The sequence below is a fragment of the Haloferax prahovense genome (assembly GCF_000723845.1).
Classification (GTDB): Archaea; Halobacteriota; Halobacteria; order Halobacteriales; family Haloferacaceae; genus Haloferax; species Haloferax prahovense.
The window spans coordinates 2,545,925-2,565,602 of the sequence record NZ_LK053000.1 but is presented as its reverse complement, the minus strand read 5'-3'; the positions used below and the strand labels follow the sequence as shown (position 1 = coordinate 2,565,602).

Here is a 19,678-nt window from a genome sequence, read left to right as displayed (position 1 = left end):
GCCTCGTCGCCGTCAACGAGCGCGGCGTGGCGCGCTCGCGTCGGCGGTGAGCGCGCCGCGAGCGTCGGGTGCGTCGGGTTCGACGTAGCGGCGGAACCGTCACAGAACCAAAGACCAATATGCGCGTCGCCCTACTCGTCTACCGTGACGAACACGCAGCTGACACTCGTCCAAATCGACAACTACGGGCCGTGGACGGTCACCCCGGACCCGCGGCGGGAGATGGACCTCCAGACGCTCCAGTCGCGGCTCTTCGCCGACTTGGCCCAGTTCGTCGGCTCTCGCGACGGGTACGCGTTTTTCACCCGGTTCGACAACATGGTCGCGGTCACGAACGGGCTCGACCGCGACGACCACGAACTGCTGCAGGAATCTATCGGAAATCGCTATCCCGTAACGCTCAGTCTCGGTGTCGGCGTCGACCGCTCACCCGCGGTCGCACTCGAACGCGCCACCGACCGCATCCAGCGCGCCGGAAGCGCACAGGACGGCGACCGCCGCGAGGTGCTCTCCGGGGAGACGCTCCCCGAGGCCGACCGCTCGGCGACCGACCTCCAAATCGCGCACTTCGACGTGAACGACGCGACGGGCAAGTACACCGACCGCCTCAACGAGTTCGACACGTTCATCCACATCGAACAGGGTTACGCGTCGCTCATGCGCTATCTGCGTGAGGAACACGGCGCGCTGTCGTTCTTCGTCGGCGGCGACAACATCATCTCGGTCACGCCCGACCTCACCGAAGACCAGTACCGCGCCGCCATCGACCACGTCGAGGCCGAGGCGGACGTGGAACTCAAAGTCGGCGTCGGCACGGCGTCGAACGCCCACGAGGCCGGCTTCGCGGCGAAGCACGCGCTCGAAGACTGCCGCCACCGCGGCACGACCGTCGAGTTCGCCGACGCCGCGGTCGAGACTGCAGACGACTGAACGATGGAGGGTCGCGCGGTCTACTTCGTGGCCCCCGAACGCGTCGAGGTCCGCGACCGCGACGTTCCCGCCCCCGGACCGGAGGAGGTCCGCGTCCGAACCCTGACCTCCGCCGTGAGCTCCGGGACCGAGCGACTCGTCTACCGCGGCGAGGCCCCGACCGACCTCGCCGCCGACGAGTCCATCGCGGCGCTCGAGGGCGATCTCTCGTTTCCGCTCCGCTACGGCTACGCCGCCGTCGGAGAAATCGAGGCCGTCGGCGACGACGTGCCCGACTCGCGGCTCGGAAGCCGCGTCTTCGCGTTCAACCCTCACGAGAGCCGATTTCTGGCGTCTCCCTCGGAACTCATCTCCGTCCCCGACGACGTGACCGACGAGCGCGCCGCGCTCCTGCCGACGATGGAGACCGCGCTCAACTTCGTGATGGACGGTCGGCCGCTCATCGGCGAACACGTCGTCGTCTTCGGACAGGGCGTCGTCGGCCTCGTGACCACCGCACTCCTCGCGCAGTTCCCGGTCGGGAGCCTGACCGCGGTCGACTGCGTGGCCGAGCGCAGGGCAATCGCCGAGGGACTCGGCGCGGACGAGGTGGTTCACCCCGAATCGCTGGACGCGCCAGCCGACGGGGCCGACCTGACGCTCGAACTCTCGGGCGACCCCGACGCGCTCGACGACGCCCTGTCGGTGACGCGGTACGACGGTCGGGTCGTCGTCGGGTCGTGGTACGGCACCAAGCCCGCCACGCTCGACCTCGGCGGGCGGTTCCACCGCTCGCGAATCAGCGTCGAGAGCAGTCAGGTCAGCACCATCGACCCCGACCTCCGGGGGCGCTGGGACGCCGACCGCCGCTTTTCCTTGGCGTGGGACCACCTCGAAGACCTCCCGCTGGACCCGCTCGTGACCCACCGAATCGACGTCGAGTCCGCCGAGCGCGCCTACCGACTCCTCGAAGACGCCCCCGACGAGGCCGTCCAAATCCTCTTTACCTACCGGAACGCTTGACAGTTCATGTACCGCGTCTCGGTTCGCAGGGACCTCATCGCCCAGCACTACCTGACGGTTCCGAACCCCGGACCAGAGGGTGAGCTCCACTCCCACGCATTCACCGTCGAGGTCGAGCTGTCGGGACCGGAACTCGACGAGTACGGCTATCTCGTCGACATCGACGACGTGAAGGCCGCGTTGGACGCGACGCTGTCTCGCTACCGCGACGAGACGATGAACGAACTCGTCGAGTTCGCCGGGCAGAACCCGAGCGTCGAGCGGTTCGCCCGCGAGGTGTGCGAACAGTTCGTCGAGGCGGCGTCACCCGAGGCGCCCCAACACGTCTCCGTTCGCATCTGGGAGGACGACACCGCGAGCGCGACCTACGAGACCCCGCTCTGACGTGCGGGTCGGAATCGTCGTCTACGGCCCGCTCGACGACCGCTCAGGCGGCTATCGCTACGACCTAGAACTCGTCGATGGGCTCCGCGCCGCCGGCGACGACGTGACCGTCGTCTCACTCCCCGAGCGGTCGTACCGAAAGCGACTCCGAGACAACGTCACCGCCGCGCGTCGCCTCCGCGGCCTCGACGTGGATGTGCTCTTGCAAGACGAACTGTGTCACCCCTCGCTCGCCGGCGCGAACGCCGCGCTCGACGACGACATCCCGGTCGTCTCGGTCGTCCACCACCTCAACTCGCTGGAGCAGTTCCGGGCGTGGCGACGACACGCCAGGCGCGCCGTCGAGACTCGGTATCTCCGCTCCGCGGACGCGTTCGTGTTCAACAGCGAGACGACGAAGGGGACGGTCGCGGCCGTCACCGACCCCGAACCGAGCGTCGTGGCGCGCCCGGCCGGCGACCGTTTTTCGTCGTTCGGCGCGCCCCTCGGTGACGACGAGATACGGACCCGCGCCACCGACGGGCCACTCCGGGCCGTCACGGTCTGTAACCTCGAACCGCGGAAGAACGTCGACGGCCTGCTCCGCGGCCTCTCCCGCGTCCGCGGCGACTGGGAGCTGACGGTCGTCGGCGCGGCGGTCGACGCCGACTACGCCGACTCGCTTTCGGACCTCGCCGCCGACAGTGGCATCGACGACCGCGTGACCTTCGCGGGCCGGCTGTCGGACGCCGACCTCGCCGCGACGCTCCGGGAGTCCCACCTGTTCGCGCTCCCCTCCCACTACGAGGGGTTCGGCATCGCGGCGGTCGAGGCGATGGGGTTCGGCCTGCCGGCGCTCGTCTCGTCGGCCGGCGGCGCGAGCGAACTCGTCACCCACCGACAGGACGGCTTCGTCGTTGACCCGACCGATTCGGCCGAAATCACCGACGCCGTGGCTCCGTTGTGTCGGAACCGTCGGCGACTGCTGTCGCTCTCGCTTTCGGCCCGCGACCGCTTTCTCGCACACCCGACGTGGGACGAGACGGCGGCGGAGATTCGCTCCTTTCTGTTAGACCTTGTCGACGGCGACGACGCGGGGTCGCACGGGGCCCACGAGTAGCCGCCACGGGCGCAGAAACGCACAGTGGGCGCGCTCGGAGGCGACTGGTACGTCTCAGTCGCGGTCGACGCGGACCCACTCTTGGAGCGTGAAGCCTTCGTAGTCGGTTTCGTCGTCGAGTTCCCACTCGTCGTCGTCCCACTCGGGGTAGAACGTGTCGCCCTCGTACTCGCCGGGGACGCGGCTCAGCACCATCCGGTCGAGGTGCGGTTGGAACAGCGCGTAGATGGCGGCCCCGCCGATGACGTAGGCCGTCTCCGCACCCAGCGACTCCGCGATGTCGACCGCGTCCTCGACGCTCGCCGCGCGGTGAGCGGTGTCGACCGAAAACGACCGCTCGCTTCGGCTCATGACGATTTGGGCGCTCCCCGGCAGGTCGTCGAGCATCGACTCGAACGTCGTCCGACCGAGCACCACCGGGTCGTCGGCGATGCGGGCGCGGTACTGCTCCTTGTCGGCGGGGATGCTCGGCCACGGGAGTTCGCCGTCGCGGCCGATGACGCGGTTCTCGGCGAGCGCGGCGACAGAGACGAGTTCCATCACTCTCACGTCGGGCGCGTGAGAGAAAATCGTTGTGCAGCGCCGGCGTCGCCCCGGGTCCGTCCCGGCGTCGTCGGACCTTCGACGACCAACGGACCGACGCTCAGCCGCTCCGGTCGACGATTCGCCGACAGTCCTCGATGAACTGGAGGAGGTCCGTCCCGGCGTCGGTCCCGATGCTGATGATGATTCGCTCCGCCTCGGAGAAGGGAAACTGCAGGACGAACGCGTTCTCGTAGTAGTGGACGACGGCGCGGCGCTCGCCGATGGGATGGGTGTCGATTCCGGGGGTCGAAAACGGCGTCTCGACGCGGAGGTCGGAGACGACTTCAGTCAACGTCCCTTTCGTGTATCGCTCCGAGAGGTCGTCGCGGAGATACTCCAGTTCGTACCCGTCGTCGTCGGCGATGACCACCGTCCGGAGTCCGTCGCCGATGCGCCTGTTCAGATATTCGGCGAGTCGCCGCGCTGTGTCCCGTACCATACCGCGCCGTCGCTCCAAGCGCCTATAGTTCATCGGTATCTTTGTGGTATCGACACCGAACCGAACGCCAATCGTTTTCAAACGAGCGACAACAACTGCGGGGCATGGAGAAGCAGCCGCGGGACCTCCGGCGCGACGGCGCGTTAGTCCTCATCGGACTCGCGGGGTTGGTCGCGCTTCAGGTGTTGGTTCCCACGGACTCGGTCACGGGCGTCGCCGAGATATTTCGGGGAGGTCTCTTCGGCGGGTCCGTTTCGGTGATGGCGGCGGGCGTCTTCCGCGTGCCCGACGAGCAGGCGGTTCGGTTGACGGCCGCGGTGGCCGCGGGGTTCGCGCTGGGCTCCCTGTCGTTTCTACTGTGAGGGCGGCTTCGTGGCTCTCGTGGAAACCCTGTGTTGACTGGACCACCGAGCTGTTAATCCTTCTCCGTCGGCAGCGCTCTTTTCTGGTGGAGAATCGCTCACGGAGAACGCACCTCCCGAGTGGGAGAGAACCCATGCGAGAGCGCCGCTGCTCCTTGTTAAAACCCTGCGTTAGAATTAAGGTTAGAGTGGGGCCGGAGGGATTTGAACCCCCGATCGACTGATATCTCCGGTGGGCACCTCGGAACTCCAGAGGGTCGTCAACACGACCGATGATCAGTCGGCCGCTCAGTATATCAGCTGGAGTGTCGTCCCGGGCGCCAAGCCTCTGGAGTCAGTCGCCATGCCGGGCTTGGCCACAGCCCCGATTCGTGCTGTCTGCACTCTCTCGTATGGCGATTTTTCTTAAAGGGGTTTCGATTCTACTCGTCGCGGTCGTCGTCGGCCCAGTCGCACTCCTGGCACTTGTAGGCCGTCACGAACTCCGTCACGCTCGGCATGTAGCCCACCTGGATGACGTTCTCGCCGCACTCCGGGCAGTCGAAGTCGGCGTCCTGAATCGGCTCGGCGTCCATCGGGCGCTCGCCCTCGACGAGTTCGGCGAGCGTCTCGGGCGTGACCATCCGTCCTTGTACGACGCGGTTGCTCATACCCGTGCAACCGTCCCGAAGTAAGTAAGCCCTCCGCCAGCGGTTGGAGTCCACGTCGCCGCGGGCGTCCGCGCGGCCGCACCCCGGTCCGGTTCACGGCATCGCAACCGTCACGGTCCGGGTGCGCGGGCCGTCGCACTCCACGAGGAGGACGGACTGCCATCGGCCGAGGTCGAGGCCGCCGTCGGCGACCGGTATCGAGACGCCGTTGCCGACGAGGAGCGCCCGGAGGTGCGAGTCGGCGTTGCCGTCGAGTTCGTCGTGGTCCCAGCCGTCGTCGGGGACCGCCTCGGCGAGCATCGACTCGATATCACCAAGCAGTCGCGGTTCGGCCTCGTTGACGCAGACGCCGGCGGTGGTGTGTTTCGAGAAAACCGTACAGACGCCGTCGTAACTCGCGGGCACCGCGTCGGCGACTTCGTCCGTTACGTCGATGACCTGAAGCCGGCGCTCGGTTCGAACGTCGAAGGTCCGTCGCATGCGACGGGGTTCGTCGGCCGGGAGAAAAAGTCGCCCGGCGGACTACAGCCAGGGCGCGCGGGACTCCTCTTCGCCGGGGTAGCCGTACCCCGGTTCGGAGTCGTCGTCGGTCTCGTCCGCGTTGTCGACCAACGCCTCGTAGTCCTCTGACGACTCGACGTCGTCGCCGCCGTCTGCGACCGGCCCGGCCGCGGCCGCGCCGTTCGCGTTCGGCGTGGCCGATTCGGAGTCGGACGCGTCGTCGACGAACTCGTCGAGGTCCGCACCGTCGGAGCCGGGGTCGAACGCGAACAGCGCGGTGACGCCGAGGACGCCGAGAGCGACGGGGGCCTGCGTCGGCATCAGGCCGAGCACGTCGAGCGCCAGCATGCCGAGGGCGACCGAGCTACCGAAGCGGAAGAGGTCGATGTCGACGTTGCCGCGGAGCCGCGGGGCGAACAGCGCGATGGCACCGGCGAAGCCGACGCCCGTGCCGGCCGCCGCGCCGGCGCTGAGCAGGCGCATCGGGTCGGGGTTGACGATGAGTTCGAACCCGGCGGGATTGAAGCTCGCAACGAGGCCGAGACCGATGATGATGCTCGGCGACGGGAGATACTCGCCGACCTTCGAGGAGGCCGTCTTCGCCGCCACGGCCAGGATGACGAGGCCGGCGAAGCGGTGGAACACCTCGAAGTTCAGGAGCGTCTCGATGGTCTCCGCGACGGCGGCCTCGGCGACCGCGACCGGGATGAGCAACGCGCCGAGCAGGAGGATGGACGTGAGCTGTTCGCGGCGCGTGCCGTCCATCTCGGCGAGGATGACCGCGACCGTCGCCGACCCACCGAAGATGAGCAGGCCGGTCTGGAGGATGCCTGCGACCGAGGGGTCGCCTGCGGCGGTCGTCAGCGCCCCCGCGATGATGAGCGCGGGGAAGATGCCGTCGACGAGGGGAAGCCCCATGACGGTTGCGAGCAGACGGGTGGCACCCCCTACCTGTTGCTCGAGGCGAAGGGCGACCGGGTGGCGTGAGACACTCATTCGATGTTACTGGCCTTCACCATGGCCCAAGCGGCGATACGAACGCAATTCGGACAGGGGCGTGCTGGCGCTCTGCACGCGAAGCCCATTTCGTCCGAAATTGAACTCCTGTTTAAATGTCTGCCACATCGATGTAAAGAGAATGCCGGAGTCGGAGGTCGTTTGACCGGCAATGCGCGATGCGGCGGGACACGTGGAGTCCATACAAGATTACATTAGGACAGGAGTATTAAACGTTGTGTGGGATACGACCGCATGGACCATAGGTATCTCTGCCCACCTTATAAAAAGGACTGAAGATTCGTCGGATATAGATTGATATCTCGAAGATACTGTGGTACAAGTTCATGAATATGGTGATTATTCACGATGGTCTTGTGATTCGGTACACCGTGACGAGGGGACGAACACCCCGAGCAGTCGCGGCCGCGGCGTCCGTCGCTCGCGGGTCTCGTCGCGTGTTCTGGTGGTCGTCTCAGTCCGCCGGCGATGTGAAGAATACTCATGAATGTGCATATATCACCGAACTGGTTTGCGATACATCGACACGCCCGTGCTATCTCGCAACCCTTTTGTCGTCGCCGCAACCACGCTTGATATGGCGAACGACGTTCCTGACCGAGAACCCTTCACCGAGAAGCTACGGGTACCCGAATCCCTCACATTCGACGACGTGCTGCTCCGCCCGATGGAGAGCCGCGTCGAACCCGACGACGCCGACGTGTCGACGCGCGTCTCGAAGAACGTCGAACTCAACATTCCCATCCTCTCCGCGGCGATGGACACCGTCACCGAGAGCGGGATGGCTATCGGGATGGCCCGCGAGGGAGGTCTCGGCGTGCTCCACCGCAACATGAACGCCGAGCAGATGGTCCGCGAAATCGAGCGCGTCAAGCGCGCCGACGAACTCGTCATCCGCCGCGAAGACGTGGTCACGGCCAACCCCGGCCAGACCATCAGCGAGGTCGACGAGATGATGGAGCGCGCCGGCGTCTCGGGCGCGCCCGTCGTCGACGACGACGACGTGGTCCTCGGCATCATCTCCGGCACCGACATCCGCCCGTACCTCGAAGTCGGCGAGTCCGACGAGGTCGGCGAGGCCATGACTGACGAGGTCATCACGGCCGAGCGCGAGGTCACCGCCCGCGACGCGCTCGAACTCATGTACGACCACAAGATTGAGCGCGTCCCCATCGTCGACGACGACAGCCGCCTCGTCGGCCTCGTCACGATGCAGGGCATCCTCCAGCGACGCGAACACGAGAACGCCGCCCGCGACGACGACGGTCGCCTCGTCTGCGGCGTCGCCGTCGGTCCGTTCGACGACGAGCGCGCGCAGATGGCCGACGACGCCGGCGTCGACGTCATCTTCATCGACTGCGCCCACGCGCACAACCTCAACGTCATCGACACCGCCCGCGAAATCAAGGAGTCCGTCGAGGCGGACGTCGTCGTCGGGAACGTCGGCACGCGCGAGGCCGCGGCCGAACTCGTCGACTTCGCGGACGGAATCAAGGTCGGCATCGGACCCGGTTCCATCTGTACGACCCGCGTCGTCTCCGGTTCCGGCATGCCCCAGATTTCGGCCGTCGCGGAGGTTGCCGACGTCGCCGCCGAGTACGATATCCCGGTCATCGCCGACGGCGGCATCCGCTACTCCGGCGACGCCATCAAGGCGGTCGCCGCCGGAGCCGACGCCGTCATGCTCGGTTCCTACTTCGCCGGCACCGACGAGGCCCCCGGCCGCGTCATCACGATGAACGGCAAGAAGTACAAGCAGTACCGCGGCATGGGCTCCGTCGGCGCGATGCAGTCCGGCGGTGCCGACCGCTACCTCAAGGAGGACAACGAGGACGAGGAGTACGTCCCCGAGGGCGTCGAGGCCGCGACGCCGTACAAGGGCTCGCTCGCGTCCGAGCTCCACCAGCTCGTCGGCGGCATGCAGTCCGGCATGGGCTACGTCGGCGCCGAGACCATTCCCGAGGTCAAAGAGCGCGCCCGCTTCGTCCGCGTCTCCGCCGCCGGCCAGACCGAAGGCCACCCCCACGACGTGATGATTACCGACGAAGCGCCGAACTACAGCCCGAGCGAGTAACGCGCTCTCCCGCTCCCCGGTTTCGTCGCGCCCGAATCATTCCCCGACGTGCCCCGTTTTGCCGGTCGCCGCTCCGCTGTTCTTTCTCTCGCCGCACGCTTCGACGTCGTCTGCGGCCACTTCCTGTCACGCGGACGAGACGAAGACATGGGATAATTAATACGGATGTATGTCGTGCCTCTACAAGCGATGGATACCGCGGAGCTACGGACCGCACTTCGGAACGCCGGGTTGTCACAGTATCAAGCGGAGGCTTACGTCGCGCTTCTGCAACTCGGCGCGGCGAGTGCGACCGAACTCGCCGACGCCTGCGCCGTACCGACTGCCCGTATCTACGATGTTCTCCGCGACCTTGAGGCCAAAGGCTACATCGAGACCTACGAACAGGACAGTTTGCACGCGCGGGCGTGCGACCCAAAGTCGGTGATGGAGGACCTCAAGAGCCGCGCCGTCCAACTCGACGAGGCCGCCTCCGAGATAGAGACGCGCTGGCAGCAGCCCGCGGTCGACCGACACATGCTGAGCATCGTCAAGCGCTTCGAGACGGTGTTCAACCGAGCGGAGGAGATGATTCGGGAGGCGGACGGCGAGGTGCAGCTGTCCGTCACCCCCGAGCAGTTCGACGAACTCAAGCCGGCGCTCTCGGAGGCGTACGAGAACGGCGCGCTGGTGAAGGTCGTGTTGCATCCCGAACGGACCGACGAACTCGAACCGCTCGCAGAACAGGAGTACGACGGGGTCGCCACGGAGGTCAGACACCGCACCCTCCCGACGCCGTTCGTCGCTATCGTGGACCGGACGGGCGCGTGCTTCGCGCCGCACGACAGCTCCATGAACCAGTACGGCGTCCTCGTCGACGACTACACGCTGGCGTACGTCTTCCACTGGTACTTCCAGACGGCGCTGTGGGAGGTCTGGGAAGTCGTCTACGACGCACAGACGGACGAACCTCCGTTCGTGTATTCAGACATCAGACACTTCGTGCAGGACACGGAGCCGCTCATCCGCGACGGGAAACGTATCATCACCCACATCAAGGGTTACGAGACCGACAAGCGCGACCCGATAGAGTTCACCGGCGAAGTAACCGACGTGTACTACACGGCGGTCTCCGCGCCGACCGACACGCTGTCGTTTTCCGAACTCGCGGGACAGGTCTGTCTGACCGTCGAGACCGACGAGGGGACCTACACCGTCGGCGGGTGGGGCGCGGTCTTGGAGGATGTCGAGGCGAACCGAATCACCGTCGAGGAGATCTCAGAGACATCTGACAGGTGAAATCTGTTCGATTCGCCGGAATGTATAACAACTCCGGGGGGCAATTAGTGCGCACAAGCGCAGTTTCGGACGGCGTTAGACAAGAGGTATTTTGATATACCACTGCACGACATTGAGTTTCGTGAGCGTCCCCGGAACACCCCTACACTACCAATGAGCGCAGAACAGCCACTGGTGCTCATCGTTGAAGATGAGCCTGACCTCGCCGATCTGTACGCAACCTGGCTTAGGAACGACTACAGCGTTCGTGTCGCCTACGGCGGCCGCGAAGCGCTCGATAAGCTCGACGACGAGGTTGACGTTGTTCTCCTCGACCGTCGAATGCCCGACCTCTCGGGCGACGAAGCGCTCTCGGAGATTCGGGACCGTGGCTTCGAGTGCCGCGTCGCGATGGTGACCGCGGTCGAGCCCGACTTCGATATCATCGCCATGGGCTTCGACGACTACCTCGTCAAGCCCGTCTCGCGCGAAGCGCTGACTGACACCGTCTCTAACCTCATCCTGCGAAACGCTTACGACGTAGGGATTCAGGACCTGTTTTCCCTCGCGTCGAAGAAGGCGCTCTTAGAGTCCGAAAAGGACGAAGCGGCGCTCGAAGAAAACGAAGAGTATCAACAGCTCACCGCCCGGTTGACCGAACTCCGGCGCGAACTCGACGAGACGCTCGGCCAACTCGACGAGACCGAGGGAATCTCCGCAGTCTACCGAGACATCGGCGGCGAAGTCGACATCGACAGCTCCTAATCGGGTGCGGGCGTTCCGGTCGCCGACCCCTTTCACCCCTCTTTCCCGCTTTCGAGCGCCTACAGCGCTGTTTGCGACGTCGACGATTACTTGCGACACGTGTTCACTTAATTAAGTTATTTTCATATCAGATATACACGAAAAATTATATTTCGCGCTCGCTCCTTGGGGTAAGTGCACATGTCCGACGACAGCAACCAGATGGTCGCGTACCTCCGTCAGAACCCCCGCATGATGGGCGTCCTGTTCACGCTCACGCTCCTGCTCTCACAGGCGGGAAGCGTGGCAGCCGGCAACACTGGAGTCATCTACGGCCCGTAATCACGAGAGGAATTCGCAGTCCCAGTAGACCGTATCGTCGTAGACGACCGGAATCTGTTCTAACGCGAGGAAGTTTCGAAGCTCCGCCTCCGTGAGCCTGATGTCGGAGAGGCCCTGCGAGGAGAGATAGTATTCGTTCGTCTCGGGTAAGGCGGGTATGATAAGCGACCCGGGTCCGCATCGAGACGTCGGATACGAGTTGTACGAGAGACTGTACTCGTCGTCTGGTAGCTGTGCGACCTCACAGAGTACGGCGACTCCACTTTCGGTCTGAACGACCGATAGCCCACCGTCCCCGACCACGCCGTACTGGTGGGCGATGTCGCTGTCGGTTCGGACCACGTCGAGGGACGCCTGCAGCGGGAATCCCCCGTTAAGCAGTCGGGCCAGCGTGCGCCCCACGCCGACCGCCTGACTGTTGATGACCTCGCTGAACGTGACGATGCCGCCGATAGCGCCGGCCTCGACGAGCGCGAGCCCCTGGTCGTACGACTGGCAGGCGTTGAGGAAGAACGCCCCCGTCCCGACGTGGTCGAGCGTCTCGGCGTCGACCCTGCCGTCGCGACACTGGAAGCCGTCGTCGTCGATGTGGCCGATGTAGTGGAGGAAGTCCGTCGGCTCGGCGAGTATCTCTCGAAGCTCCGCCCGGCTGAGGTCGTAGTGGGCGTCGACGTCGAACGACAGCCCGTCGCGCGAGCCGTAGACGTCGTCGACGATGTCCGTTTCTGCGAGCATCTCGGGGTCGTTGCAGACGACCGTGATACCGATGTCCCCCTGCGTCGGCTTGCGCTGAAGCCGGTTCCGGTAGGCGGCGGGAGTGGTCTTGCTCGCGCCGACCGGCGTTCCGTCGCTTATCCACGCCTGCTCGACCGAGTCGGTCGAACTGGGCTTGACGTACGTCTCGTTCGGGGTCGTCGCGCCCGCGCTCCTGACGATGTCGTCGCGGAGGAAATCGTTGACGACGGCGGCTTGCACCTCCGAGTGGGGGACTTCGGTCCCCGTCGGCGTTCTGACGACCGCGAGGTCGTTCGTGATGAACGGCAGGAGTTCGATGTTGTCGGTCTGCGGCGCGACGTGCGTCGTCAGCTTCCACTCCGGAACGAGGTCGGCGATGTGCTCGTAGGGTATCTCGAAGTACGCCGAGAGCTGCTCGCCGAGCGACGCGTCGTACAGCCGCTCGACGTCGATGTCCGTCCGCGACTCGACCGTCTGGCGCTCGTGGAGCGGCACGTCGTAGATGCCCTCCGTCCGAACGACGCAGTCGAGGAAGAACGTCCGTTTGAGTGCTCGCGCGACCGACTCCTCGAATCCGTGGGGGCCGTCGAAGTCGTGGACGAACCCGTCTTCGGCGACGAGTCGGGGGGCGTCACCGGGGACGAGCCTCGCGCCGAGATAGTACGCCAGCGGCGTCGCCACGAAGATGTGACTCAGCGTCGGCGGGAGTTCGATTCGGACGCCGGTCTCGGGGACGTGAATCCCCTCCGGGATGTCGAGTTCGTCGCCCAACTCGAGAAGCGGCGGGTGACCTCGGAGCGTGGGGTACGACCGCTCGACGCTCGTGGTCTTGAGCGCGGAGCTGAACGCCGAGACGGCCTCCATCACGTCCAGCGGGTCGTCGGTCGTCGTGACCGTCGTCGCGGGGCTCTCGTGCGACGACCGCGCACCGACGTACACCGTCTGCGGCTCCTCGAACGAGAGGACGGTTTCGAGCGGCTTCGCGTCGACGGTCAGCGGTCCCTCGACTCGGAGGTACGTCTTGACCGCACCGAAGAGTTCGATGCTGTAGGTTGCCGCGTCGAGTTCCTCGTGTCCCTGCTGGTCGACCTGCGCGAGCATCGACCCCGCCTCGTCGCGGACGCAGACGACAGTGTTCGCCGCCAACCCGATACGGTCGGTCTCGATGCGGACCGCCGCGTCCGTCGGGAGCGAGAACCGACGCCGGTCGGCCGGTTCGGGCGCGACAGGCGACGGCGTGCGAAGCATGAACTGGTGGCGTTCGACGTTATCCCGAACGACCAACCCCGCGCCTTCCGAAGGGAGCGAAAAGCCGACTTCCAGCGTGGAAGACGCGTCAGCCCGCTTGCCCTGCCCGGACGATTCCATTGAGTCTATGTGACACGATTAGGGTAAAAAACGTATTGGTCGCGAGGACGTCACGGCTCCAAGGGAAACCAGCCGGACGAGACCCCCTTCCGCCGGAGGTGCCAGCGTTGGCGGACCTCCGCGCCCTCGACGTCGAGTTCGACGACGGCGTCGAACAGCGGTTCGAGCATCCGATTGATCTCGTCCTCGCGGCCGCCGGGAGACCAGACGTGGACCATCCCGTTTCGCGCGCGGACGTGAGACGTCATGACGTGGAGAAACCGAAACACGTGGTCCCGCTCGTACCGCGAGAGGAGCGACGGCAGACAGTCGAACGCGACGCGGAGTTCGGCCGGAGAGAGCCCCCCGGCGAGGCTGTCGAACTCGGTCACGTCGGTCGCGAGTTCCGCGCCGAGTTGGCCGAGGCCACCGCTCACCCGGCGTTCGCAGGTCTCGACCGCAGTCGGGACGGCGGCCGACGGTGACGATGACGCCGCTGCGCTCCGTTCGAGCGTCGAGTACCGCACCACGCGGGTCCACTCCTTCGAGCGTTGGATGTCCGTGTCGAGGCGGGTGTCGAGCGGCGTCGAGTCGTTGAGAACTAACAGGCGGCGTCGCGGCTCGTCGGGAGCGCCGAGCATCTGCTTGGACGCGCGTGAGTAGAGTTCCGTCGGAACCGACCCGACGACGAGGAGTGCGCTCCCTCGTCGCTTGAGGTCGTCCAGCCCGAGTTGGAACGTGGACGTGTCCTCCGTCACGGCGATGTCCGTGTCACCTCCCGAAACCATTCGTGTTGCACGAGGAAACCATATTTAATAATACTTTGCGTGTTGGTCTCTCGAAATGTGTCACTATGTGTCATTATTGATGGTGAACTCTGATTGGGGCGTGTTCGGCCGCTTCGCCCGCCCGAGACGGCGGGTCAGATTACCCCGTCGCCCGGACGGTCAGCACGGGCACCGGCGCGGTCCGGACGACGCGCTCGGTGACGCTCCCGAGGAGCACGCGTTCGACGCCCGTCCGGCCGTGCGTCGCCATCGCGATGACCTCCGCGCCGTGTTCCGTCGCGTAGTCGAGGATGGTCTCGTGGGGCGCGCCCCGTCGCACGGCCCCGACCGTCTCGATGCCGCGGCTCTCGCCGCGTTCGACGACCTCGTCGACGACGCGTTGGCCCTCCTGCTCCAGCGTTTCGAGGACCGTCCCGCCGATGATACCCGCGTTGTCCCGCGTCGTGTTCACGACGAACAACACGTGTACCGTCGCGTCGTACCGCTCCGCGAGGTCGAACACGTGCGGTATCGCCTGTTCGGCCGCCGGACTCCCGTCGACGGGGAGCAGGATTTCGTCGTACATCGCTGGATGTACGCGCCCTATCTGTGTGAATCCTTCGCACACACCGGTGCGCCGCTCGTTCGGTCAAGAAACGGAGTTACCGGCAGGTCGGGGCTGACGGCCGGGGCGGGGCAGGACGTCTCAGTCGCTGACGTACGCCTCGATACGGTCCATCGCCTCGCGGAGTTCGCGCATCCCCGTCGCATAAGAGACTCGAAGGTGGCCCTCGCCGCCCTCGCCGAAGACGCTCCCCGGAACGAGCGCGACGTTCTGCTCTTCGAGGAGGCCCTCGGCGAACGCCTCGTCGTCGCCGTCGGGGGCCTCGGGGAAGACGTAGAACGCGCCTTTCGCCTCGAAGCAGTCGAGTCCCATCTCCTCGAAGCGGGCGAGGACGAACCGCCGGCGGCGGTCGTACTCGCGGCGCATCTCGTCGACGGAGTCGTCGCACGACCGCAGCGCTTCGAGCGCCGCGTACTGCGCCGTCGTAGGCGCCGAAAGCATCGCGTACTGGTGGACCTTGTTCATCGCGTCGATGGCTCCGGGCGGCCCCATGGCGTAGCCGAGCCGCAGCCCCGTCATCGCGTAGGCCTTCGAGAAGCCGTTGAACACGATGGTCCGCTCGCGCATCCCGGGATGGGTGGCGATGGAGGCGTGGTCGTCCTCGTACCGGAGGTCGGAGTAGATTTCGTCGGAGAGCACGACGAGGTCGTGGTCCCTGACGAACGAGGCCACGTCGGCGAGTTCGTCGTCGGACATCACCGCGCCGGTCGGGTTGTTCGGGTAGCAGAGCACCAGCACGTCGGCCTCGTCGGCCCCGGCGGCTTCGAGCGCCTCGGGGGTGAGCGTGAACTCGTCTTCCGCGCGAGTCGGTACCGGCAGCGGTTCGCCGCCGGCGAAGATGGCTCCCGGCGTGTACGAGATGTACGACGGCTGGGGAATCGCCACCACGTCGCCGGGGTCGACGAACGCACGGAACGCGAGGTCGACGGCCTCGCTCGCACCCGTCGTGACGATAATCTCGTCTTCGGGGTCGTACTCTTGGCCATAGCGGGTGACGCGCTCCGAGATGGCCTCGCGGAGTTCGCGCATCCCGCGGTTCGACGTGTAGGAGGTCTTGCCGCGTTCGAGCGAGTCGATGGCGGCGGTCCGGGCGGCCCACGGCGCGGAGAAGTCGGGTTCGCCGACGCCGAGGGAGATGACGTCGTCGACCTCCTCGGCGAGTTCGAAGAACTTCCGAATCCCCGACGGCGGCACCTGTTTGACGCGGTCCGAAAGCTGGTCGCCGAGCGTCATGGCGACACTGAGAGCCGGTCGTCGTCGTCGCCGTCGCCGAGTTCGATGCCCTCCTCCTTGTAGGAGTCCATCACGAAGTGCGTGACCGTCTTCGTGACCTCGGGGATGGGGGCGATGCGCTCGGAGACGAAGTTCGAGACGGCGTGCATCGACGCGCCCTCGACCTCGATGAAGAAGTCGTAGTCGCCGGAGACGAGTCGCAGCGTGGCGACTTCGGGGAACCGCGCGATGCGGCGGGCGATCTCCTCGTAGCCCGTCTCGCGGTCGAGTTCGACGTCGACTTCGACCTGCGCCCGGACGTGTTCCTCGTCGACGTTGTTCCAGTCGACGACCGCCTGGTAGCCACGGATGACCCCGTCTTCTTCGAGTTCCTCGAGCGCTGCTGCCACTGCTTCGGCGTCTGCGCCCAGCTGGCGGGCGATGTCATCTACGCTCTCGCGAGCGTCGTGACGCAGCAAGTCGAGCAGTGACTGCTTGTCCATGGACAGTCCGTTGCAGGCATCCGTAAAATGGTTTGCCCAACCGGGCGGAATTGTCGTGTCACACAGTGTCATGCGACGGTCGTCGTCGCCGACCCGTCCGGCGGAACACTATTCCGCCGCCGGCGGAAACGTGTCCGCCATGAACACCGAGTTCGATTGGCTCACCCTCGACGACGACGAAGCGGTGCTCTGGGCCGACACCCCGCATCCCTACAGCCTCGTGCCCTCCTTCATCGTCGGCGTCCCGCTCTCGCTCGTCCTCGTGGGCATCCCGCTTCTCGTCGGGTCGTACCTCTCGCACAAGAACACGAACTACGTCGTCACGTCCGACGCGCTCTACCGGAAGTCGGGCGTCCTCTCTCGGAGCGTCCAACGCATCGAGTTCGACAAGGTCCAAGACACCTCCTACAGCCAGACGTTCCTCGGCGCGCAGTTCGGCTACGGCTCCGTCAACATCAGCACCGCCGGCGGGAGCGGCATCGAGATGAGTTTCCAGAACGTCGCCGACCCGCAGTCGCTCCAGACGCTCATCAACGAGCGAATCAAGCGCCGGGCCGGGCCGGAGACCGACGCCGAGGGGAAGGCCGCCGTCCTCGACGACATCCTGACCGAACTCCGCGCGATTCGGCGGGCCGTCGAAGGCGACGAAGGGGTCGCCGCGGGCGACGACAGTCCCGACGGGGACGGAACCGAGTCCGCCTCCGGCGCGTCGGCCGACGCGCTCGAACCGAGCGACTTCGAGTTCGACGCGACGACCGACGAGCGATGACGGGCGGCGATTCGAGCCCCGCGGACTCGCCGTCCGAGCGCGCCGCGACTGACTCGGCGGCCGGCGACGCCGATTCTGCGACCGCCGCGGCCATCGACGACTGGCTGGCCCGCGGCGACGACGAGACCGTCCGCTGGGCGGGTCGCCCGCGGATACAGACCGTCATCCCCGCCGCGGTCGTCGGGGGCGCAATCGCCGTCGTGGCCGTCGCCGTGGCCGTCGTGAACGACGCGCCGGCGCTCGCACTCGTGGCCCTCGTCGGACCCCTCCTGCCGGCGTGGTCGTACCTCCGCGTCACCAACACGCGCTTTGTCGTCACCGACAGGGCGCTCTACCGGAAGTCGGGCGTCCTCTCTCGGACCGTCCAGCGCGTCTCCCTCGACCGCGTCCAGAACAGCGCGCTCTCGCAGGGCGTTGCGGGGTCGCTGTTCGGCTACGGGACCGTCTCGGTCGAGGCCGCGGGCGGCGGCGCAATCCGCTTCGAGGACGTTGACGACCCCGGTGCCGTCCGCGACCGAATCGAGGGTCGGGACGACCGCGATGGCGACGAACTCCCCGGCACGGTCGAGCAGTGGGTCGCCGTCCGCGACGAGGTGCGGGCGCTCAGGGCGGCGGTAGAGCGGTAAGGAAAAACGGTAGTTTTCGGTTCGCGGCGCGGGTTTCCGTGCGTCAGTCGTCGTCCGCCGCCGGAGCGGCGGGACCGGGCTGTGCCGTGCCGTTCCCCGAGAAGCCGACGCCCGCGAGGACGAAGGCGAACAACACGAGCGGCGAGAGGTAGCCGAACATGTAGTACGGGGCGTACTGGAGGGTCGAGACGCCGAGGACGCCGGCCATGTACGCGCCGCCGGCGTGCCACGGGAGGAGCGCACCGGTCGGGGTCCCGGCGGACTCGATGGCTTGCGAGAGGTCCGAACTGTCGAGGCCGAACTCGTCGTAGGTGTCGCGGAGCGTCATGCCGGGGACGACGATGCTCATGTACTGCTGGGCGGTGAGCGCGTTGGTCAGCATCGCCGAGACGCCGGTGGAGGCGACGAGCAGGCGCGGGCTCCGAATACCGCGCTGGAGGCGGTGGGCGAGGACGGCGAGCACGCCGGTCTGTTCGAGCAGGCCGCCGAGCGTCAGCGCCGCGACGACGACGGCGATAGTCCACGCGGAGCCGGAGACGCCGCCGGAGGCGAGCAGGCTGTTGACGAGTTCGGAGCCGGTTTCGGGGCCGGTGCCGCTCATGAACGTCTGCCACGCCGTGACGAACGACGCGCCCTGCACGAGGATGCTCGTGAACGCGCCGGCGAACGCGCCCGCGAGGAGGACCGTCAGCGCGGGGTAGCCCGCCGCGGCGAGGCCGAACGTGACCGCGAGCGGCAGGAACGCGAGGAGCGTGATGTCGTACGAGGAGGCGAGGGCGGTCTGAATCTCGGCGATTTGGCCGGCCGGAATCGCGCCGGTGATGCCGAGGCTGAGGAGGACGAAGCCGACGAGCGAGAGGCCGAACGCGACGGCCGTCCCGCTTCGCATCGCGCGGATGTGGTCGTAGAGGTCGGTGTTCGTGACGGCGGCTGCGAGGTTCGTCGTGTCGGACAGCGGCGACTGCTTGTCACCCGCGTACGCGCCGGAGAGAATCGCGCCGGCCGTCATGGGCTCGGGGACGCCGAGCCCGGAGCCGATGCCGATGAAGGCGACGCCGAGCGTGCCGACCGCGGTCCACGACGAGCCGATGGCGAAGGTGGCGATGCCGACGAGGAGCGCCGTGGCGGGGAGGAACACCTGCGGCGACAGCAGGTCGAGACCGTAGTACATCAGCGCCGGAATCGTCCCCGCGGCGACCCACGTCGAGACGACGCCGTAGATGACAAACAGGATGAGAATCGCCTGTAGCCCCATCGCCAGGCTGCGTTCGATGCCCTCGTAGAGGTCCTCCCAGGTGTAGCCCCAGACGAACCGTCCGAGGAGGCCGACCAGCGCGATACTCCAGATGAGCGGGATGTGCGGGTCGAGTCCCAACCACGCCGACCCGAGACCGAGGAAGGCGACGAGTCCGAGCACCGGAACGAGTGCCTGTTTCAGCGTCGGGCGCTGCTCCGGGGCGATGTCGTCGTACGACCGCGGTGTGTACCTATCAGTTCCCATCGTAGCTCGACAAATAACTTTAGAGCATAAAATTATGTCGTGTTATGATTCAAGTGCATTGTTATGCAATGACGTACTTTCGTTTGACAATATAATTCTCGACAGTAATACTGAGGGCGAGTCGCCGCGGGCGGTCGCTCCGAACAGTCACGTATTCCGATAGGTCGATATTTCGGAACGTGTCAACAAATAGGGAAACAGCCATAC

General features: G+C 66.2%; 23 protein-coding genes and 1 tRNA gene. 11 read left to right on the top strand and 13 right to left on the bottom strand.

Features of this window, described 5'->3' with window-relative positions; genetic code table 11:
- Positions 1-144 precede the first annotated feature (144 nt).
- The 4 genes from BN984_RS12920 to BN984_RS12905 are packed head-to-tail and all read left to right on the top strand — an operon-like array spanning position 145 to position 3,415.
- The gene (locus tag BN984_RS12920) at positions 145-930 is read left to right on the top strand and encodes a GTP cyclohydrolase III (protein ID WP_049968389.1); all 786 of its coding nucleotides are present in this window, start codon (positions 145-147) and stop codon (positions 928-930) included.
- A 3-nt stretch (positions 931-933) separates the two neighbouring features.
- The gene (locus BN984_RS12915; protein ID WP_049968388.1) at positions 934-1,932 is read left to right on the top strand and encodes a zinc-binding dehydrogenase; all 999 of its coding nucleotides are present in this window, start codon (positions 934-936) and stop codon (positions 1,930-1,932) included.
- 6 nt (positions 1,933-1,938) lie between these two features.
- Complete coding sequence (locus tag BN984_RS12910; protein ID WP_049968387.1) at positions 1,939-2,316, top strand: 6-pyruvoyl trahydropterin synthase family protein; 378 nt, start codon at positions 1,939-1,941, stop codon at positions 2,314-2,316.
- Between the two features lies 1 nt (position 2,317).
- Entirely contained in the window at positions 2,318-3,415 is a 1,098-nt protein-coding gene (locus BN984_RS12905; protein WP_008093023.1) for a glycosyltransferase family 4 protein, read from the top strand.
- A 54-nt stretch (positions 3,416-3,469) separates the two neighbouring features.
- Here BN984_RS12905 and hdrA read toward each other — a convergent pair whose 3' ends face one another.
- Positions 3,470-3,955 carry a dihydrofolate reductase HdrA gene (gene hdrA, locus BN984_RS12900; RefSeq protein ID WP_008093022.1) on the bottom strand — a complete coding sequence of 162 codons (486 nt, stop codon included), beginning with the start codon at positions 3,953-3,955 and terminating at the stop codon, positions 3,470-3,472.
- Positions 3,956-4,058: 103 nt separating this feature from the next.
- Positions 4,059-4,439, bottom strand: a complete 381-nt coding sequence (locus BN984_RS12895; protein ID WP_008093021.1) for a hypothetical protein — start codon at positions 4,437-4,439, stop codon at positions 4,059-4,061.
- Positions 4,440-4,543: 104 nt separating this feature from the next.
- On the opposite strand from BN984_RS12895, the gene BN984_RS12890 reads away from it, so the two are divergent.
- Positions 4,544-4,801 carry a hypothetical protein gene (locus BN984_RS12890; protein WP_008093020.1) on the top strand — a complete coding sequence of 86 codons (258 nt, stop codon included), beginning with the start codon at positions 4,544-4,546 and terminating at the stop codon, positions 4,799-4,801.
- 189 nt (positions 4,802-4,990) lie between these two features.
- Here BN984_RS12890 and BN984_RS19475 read toward each other — a convergent pair.
- The 5 genes from BN984_RS19475 to BN984_RS19110 all read right to left on the bottom strand — a co-directional run bounded on the left by BN984_RS19475 (position 4,991) and on the right by BN984_RS19110 (position 7,152).
- A tRNA-Trp gene (locus BN984_RS19475) sits at positions 4,991-5,167 on the bottom strand.
- Positions 5,168-5,223: 56 nt separating this feature from the next.
- Positions 5,224-5,451, bottom strand: a complete 228-nt coding sequence (locus tag BN984_RS12885; RefSeq protein WP_013035372.1) for a DUF5795 family protein — start codon at positions 5,449-5,451, stop codon at positions 5,224-5,226.
- A gap of 93 nt (positions 5,452-5,544) precedes the next feature.
- Positions 5,545-5,931, bottom strand: a complete 387-nt coding sequence (locus BN984_RS12880; RefSeq protein WP_049968386.1) for a secondary thiamine-phosphate synthase enzyme YjbQ — start codon at positions 5,929-5,931, stop codon at positions 5,545-5,547.
- Positions 5,932-5,973: 42 nt separating this feature from the next.
- Positions 5,974-6,870: a DUF5794 domain-containing protein gene (locus BN984_RS12875; protein ID WP_008093013.1), complete on the bottom strand. Its 897-nt coding sequence runs from the start codon at positions 6,868-6,870 to the stop codon at positions 5,974-5,976.
- An 84-nt stretch (positions 6,871-6,954) separates the two neighbouring features.
- Positions 6,955-7,152, bottom strand: a complete 198-nt coding sequence (locus BN984_RS19110) for a hypothetical protein (protein ID WP_081909200.1) — start codon at positions 7,150-7,152, stop codon at positions 6,955-6,957.
- Positions 7,153-7,546: 394 nt separating this feature from the next.
- Between BN984_RS19110 and guaB the strand changes: the two genes are divergently transcribed.
- The 4 genes from guaB (at position 7,547) to BN984_RS19790 (ending at position 11,386) form a co-directional block, all read left to right on the top strand.
- Positions 7,547-9,043: an IMP dehydrogenase gene (gene guaB, locus BN984_RS12870; protein WP_008093012.1), complete on the top strand. Its 1,497-nt coding sequence runs from the start codon at positions 7,547-7,549 to the stop codon at positions 9,041-9,043.
- Between the two features lie 189 nt (positions 9,044-9,232).
- Complete coding sequence (locus BN984_RS12865; protein WP_049968385.1) at positions 9,233-10,321, top strand: TrmB family transcriptional regulator; 1,089 nt, start codon at positions 9,233-9,235, stop codon at positions 10,319-10,321.
- A 153-nt stretch (positions 10,322-10,474) separates the two neighbouring features.
- Positions 10,475-11,065 carry a HalX domain-containing protein gene (locus tag BN984_RS12860; protein ID WP_004977278.1) on the top strand — a complete coding sequence of 197 codons (591 nt, stop codon included), beginning with the start codon at positions 10,475-10,477 and terminating at the stop codon, positions 11,063-11,065.
- A gap of 180 nt (positions 11,066-11,245) precedes the next feature.
- Complete coding sequence (locus BN984_RS19790; RefSeq protein ID WP_008093006.1) at positions 11,246-11,386, top strand: DUF7503 family protein; 141 nt, start codon at positions 11,246-11,248, stop codon at positions 11,384-11,386.
- On the opposite strand, the gene BN984_RS12855 is transcribed toward BN984_RS19790, so the two are convergent.
- The 5 genes from BN984_RS12855 to BN984_RS12835 form a co-directional block, all read right to left on the bottom strand.
- Entirely contained in the window at positions 11,387-13,405 is a 2,019-nt protein-coding gene (locus BN984_RS12855) for a hypothetical protein (RefSeq protein ID WP_049968629.1), read from the bottom strand. It abuts the gene before it with no gap.
- Positions 13,406-13,539: 134 nt separating this feature from the next.
- Positions 13,540-14,256: a DUF7504 family protein gene (locus BN984_RS12850; RefSeq protein ID WP_008093002.1), complete on the bottom strand. Its 717-nt coding sequence runs from the start codon at positions 14,254-14,256 to the stop codon at positions 13,540-13,542.
- A gap of 139 nt (positions 14,257-14,395) precedes the next feature.
- Positions 14,396-14,821, bottom strand: coding sequence for a universal stress protein (locus BN984_RS12845; protein WP_004977289.1), 426 nt, complete (start codon positions 14,819-14,821; stop codon positions 14,396-14,398).
- A 120-nt stretch (positions 14,822-14,941) separates the two neighbouring features.
- On the bottom strand, positions 14,942-16,093 hold the full coding sequence (locus BN984_RS12840; RefSeq protein ID WP_008092998.1) for a pyridoxal phosphate-dependent aminotransferase: 1,152 nt from the start codon (positions 16,091-16,093) through the stop codon (positions 14,942-14,944).
- A complete protein-coding gene (locus BN984_RS12835) occupies positions 16,090-16,575 on the bottom strand; it encodes an Lrp/AsnC family transcriptional regulator (RefSeq protein WP_004977292.1) in 486 nt (161 codons plus the stop codon). The genes BN984_RS12840 and BN984_RS12835 overlap by 4 nt, the downstream gene beginning before the upstream one ends.
- Before the next feature lie 139 nt (positions 16,576-16,714).
- Between BN984_RS12835 and BN984_RS12830 the strand changes: the two genes are divergently transcribed.
- Both BN984_RS12830 and BN984_RS12825 read left to right on the top strand, forming a co-directional pair.
- On the top strand, positions 16,715-17,344 hold the full coding sequence (locus BN984_RS12830; RefSeq protein WP_049968628.1) for a PH domain-containing protein: 630 nt from the start codon (positions 16,715-16,717) through the stop codon (positions 17,342-17,344).
- The gene (locus BN984_RS12825; protein ID WP_049968384.1) at positions 17,341-17,970 is read left to right on the top strand and encodes a PH domain-containing protein; all 630 of its coding nucleotides are present in this window, start codon (positions 17,341-17,343) and stop codon (positions 17,968-17,970) included. Before BN984_RS12830 ends, BN984_RS12825 begins: the two co-directional genes overlap by 4 nt.
- A gap of 43 nt (positions 17,971-18,013) precedes the next feature.
- Here BN984_RS12825 and arcD read toward each other — a convergent pair whose 3' ends face one another.
- On the bottom strand, positions 18,014-19,471 hold the full coding sequence (arcD, locus tag BN984_RS12820) for an arginine/ornithine antiporter ArcD (protein WP_008092990.1): 1,458 nt from the start codon (positions 19,469-19,471) through the stop codon (positions 18,014-18,016).
- Between the last annotated feature and the right edge of the window lie 207 nt (positions 19,472-19,678).

Coding starts and splice junctions, on each gene's coding strand:
- BN984_RS12915 (WP_049968388.1), top strand. CDS start 934: ATGGAGGGTCGCGCGGTCTACTTCGTGGCCCCCGAACGCGTCGAGGTC.
- BN984_RS12910 (WP_049968387.1), top strand. CDS start 1,939: ATGTACCGCGTCTCGGTTCGCAGGGACCTCATCGCCCAGCACTACCTG.
- hdrA (WP_008093022.1), bottom strand. CDS start 3,955: ATGGAACTCGTCTCTGTCGCCGCGCTCGCCGAGAACCGCGTCATCGGC.
- BN984_RS12895 (WP_008093021.1), bottom strand. CDS start 4,439: ATGGTACGGGACACAGCGCGGCGACTCGCCGAATATCTGAACAGGCGC.
- BN984_RS12890 (WP_008093020.1), top strand. CDS start 4,544: ATGGAGAAGCAGCCGCGGGACCTCCGGCGCGACGGCGCGTTAGTCCTC.
- BN984_RS12885 (WP_013035372.1), bottom strand. CDS start 5,451: ATGAGCAACCGCGTCGTACAAGGACGGATGGTCACGCCCGAGACGCTC.
- BN984_RS12880 (WP_049968386.1), bottom strand. CDS start 5,931: ATGCGACGGACCTTCGACGTTCGAACCGAGCGCCGGCTTCAGGTCATC.
- BN984_RS12875 (WP_008093013.1), bottom strand. CDS start 6,870: ATGGGGCTTCCCCTCGTCGACGGCATCTTCCCCGCGCTCATCATCGCG.
- BN984_RS19110 (WP_081909200.1), bottom strand. CDS start 7,152: ATGGACTCCACGTGTCCCGCCGCATCGCGCATTGCCGGTCAAACGACC.
- guaB (WP_008093012.1), top strand. CDS start 7,547: ATGGCGAACGACGTTCCTGACCGAGAACCCTTCACCGAGAAGCTACGG.
- BN984_RS12865 (WP_049968385.1), top strand. CDS start 9,233: ATGGATACCGCGGAGCTACGGACCGCACTTCGGAACGCCGGGTTGTCA.
- BN984_RS12860 (WP_004977278.1), top strand. CDS start 10,475: ATGAGCGCAGAACAGCCACTGGTGCTCATCGTTGAAGATGAGCCTGAC.
- BN984_RS19790 (WP_008093006.1), top strand. CDS start 11,246: ATGTCCGACGACAGCAACCAGATGGTCGCGTACCTCCGTCAGAACCCC.
- BN984_RS12850 (WP_008093002.1), bottom strand. CDS start 14,256: ATGGTTTCGGGAGGTGACACGGACATCGCCGTGACGGAGGACACGTCC.
- BN984_RS12845 (WP_004977289.1), bottom strand. CDS start 14,821: ATGTACGACGAAATCCTGCTCCCCGTCGACGGGAGTCCGGCGGCCGAA.
- BN984_RS12840 (WP_008092998.1), bottom strand. CDS start 16,093: ATGACGCTCGGCGACCAGCTTTCGGACCGCGTCAAACAGGTGCCGCCG.
- BN984_RS12835 (WP_004977292.1), bottom strand. CDS start 16,575: ATGGACAAGCAGTCACTGCTCGACTTGCTGCGTCACGACGCTCGCGAG.
- BN984_RS12830 (WP_049968628.1), top strand. CDS start 16,715: ATGAACACCGAGTTCGATTGGCTCACCCTCGACGACGACGAAGCGGTG.
- BN984_RS12825 (WP_049968384.1), top strand. CDS start 17,341: ATGACGGGCGGCGATTCGAGCCCCGCGGACTCGCCGTCCGAGCGCGCC.
- arcD (WP_008092990.1), bottom strand. CDS start 19,471: ATGGGAACTGATAGGTACACACCGCGGTCGTACGACGACATCGCCCCG.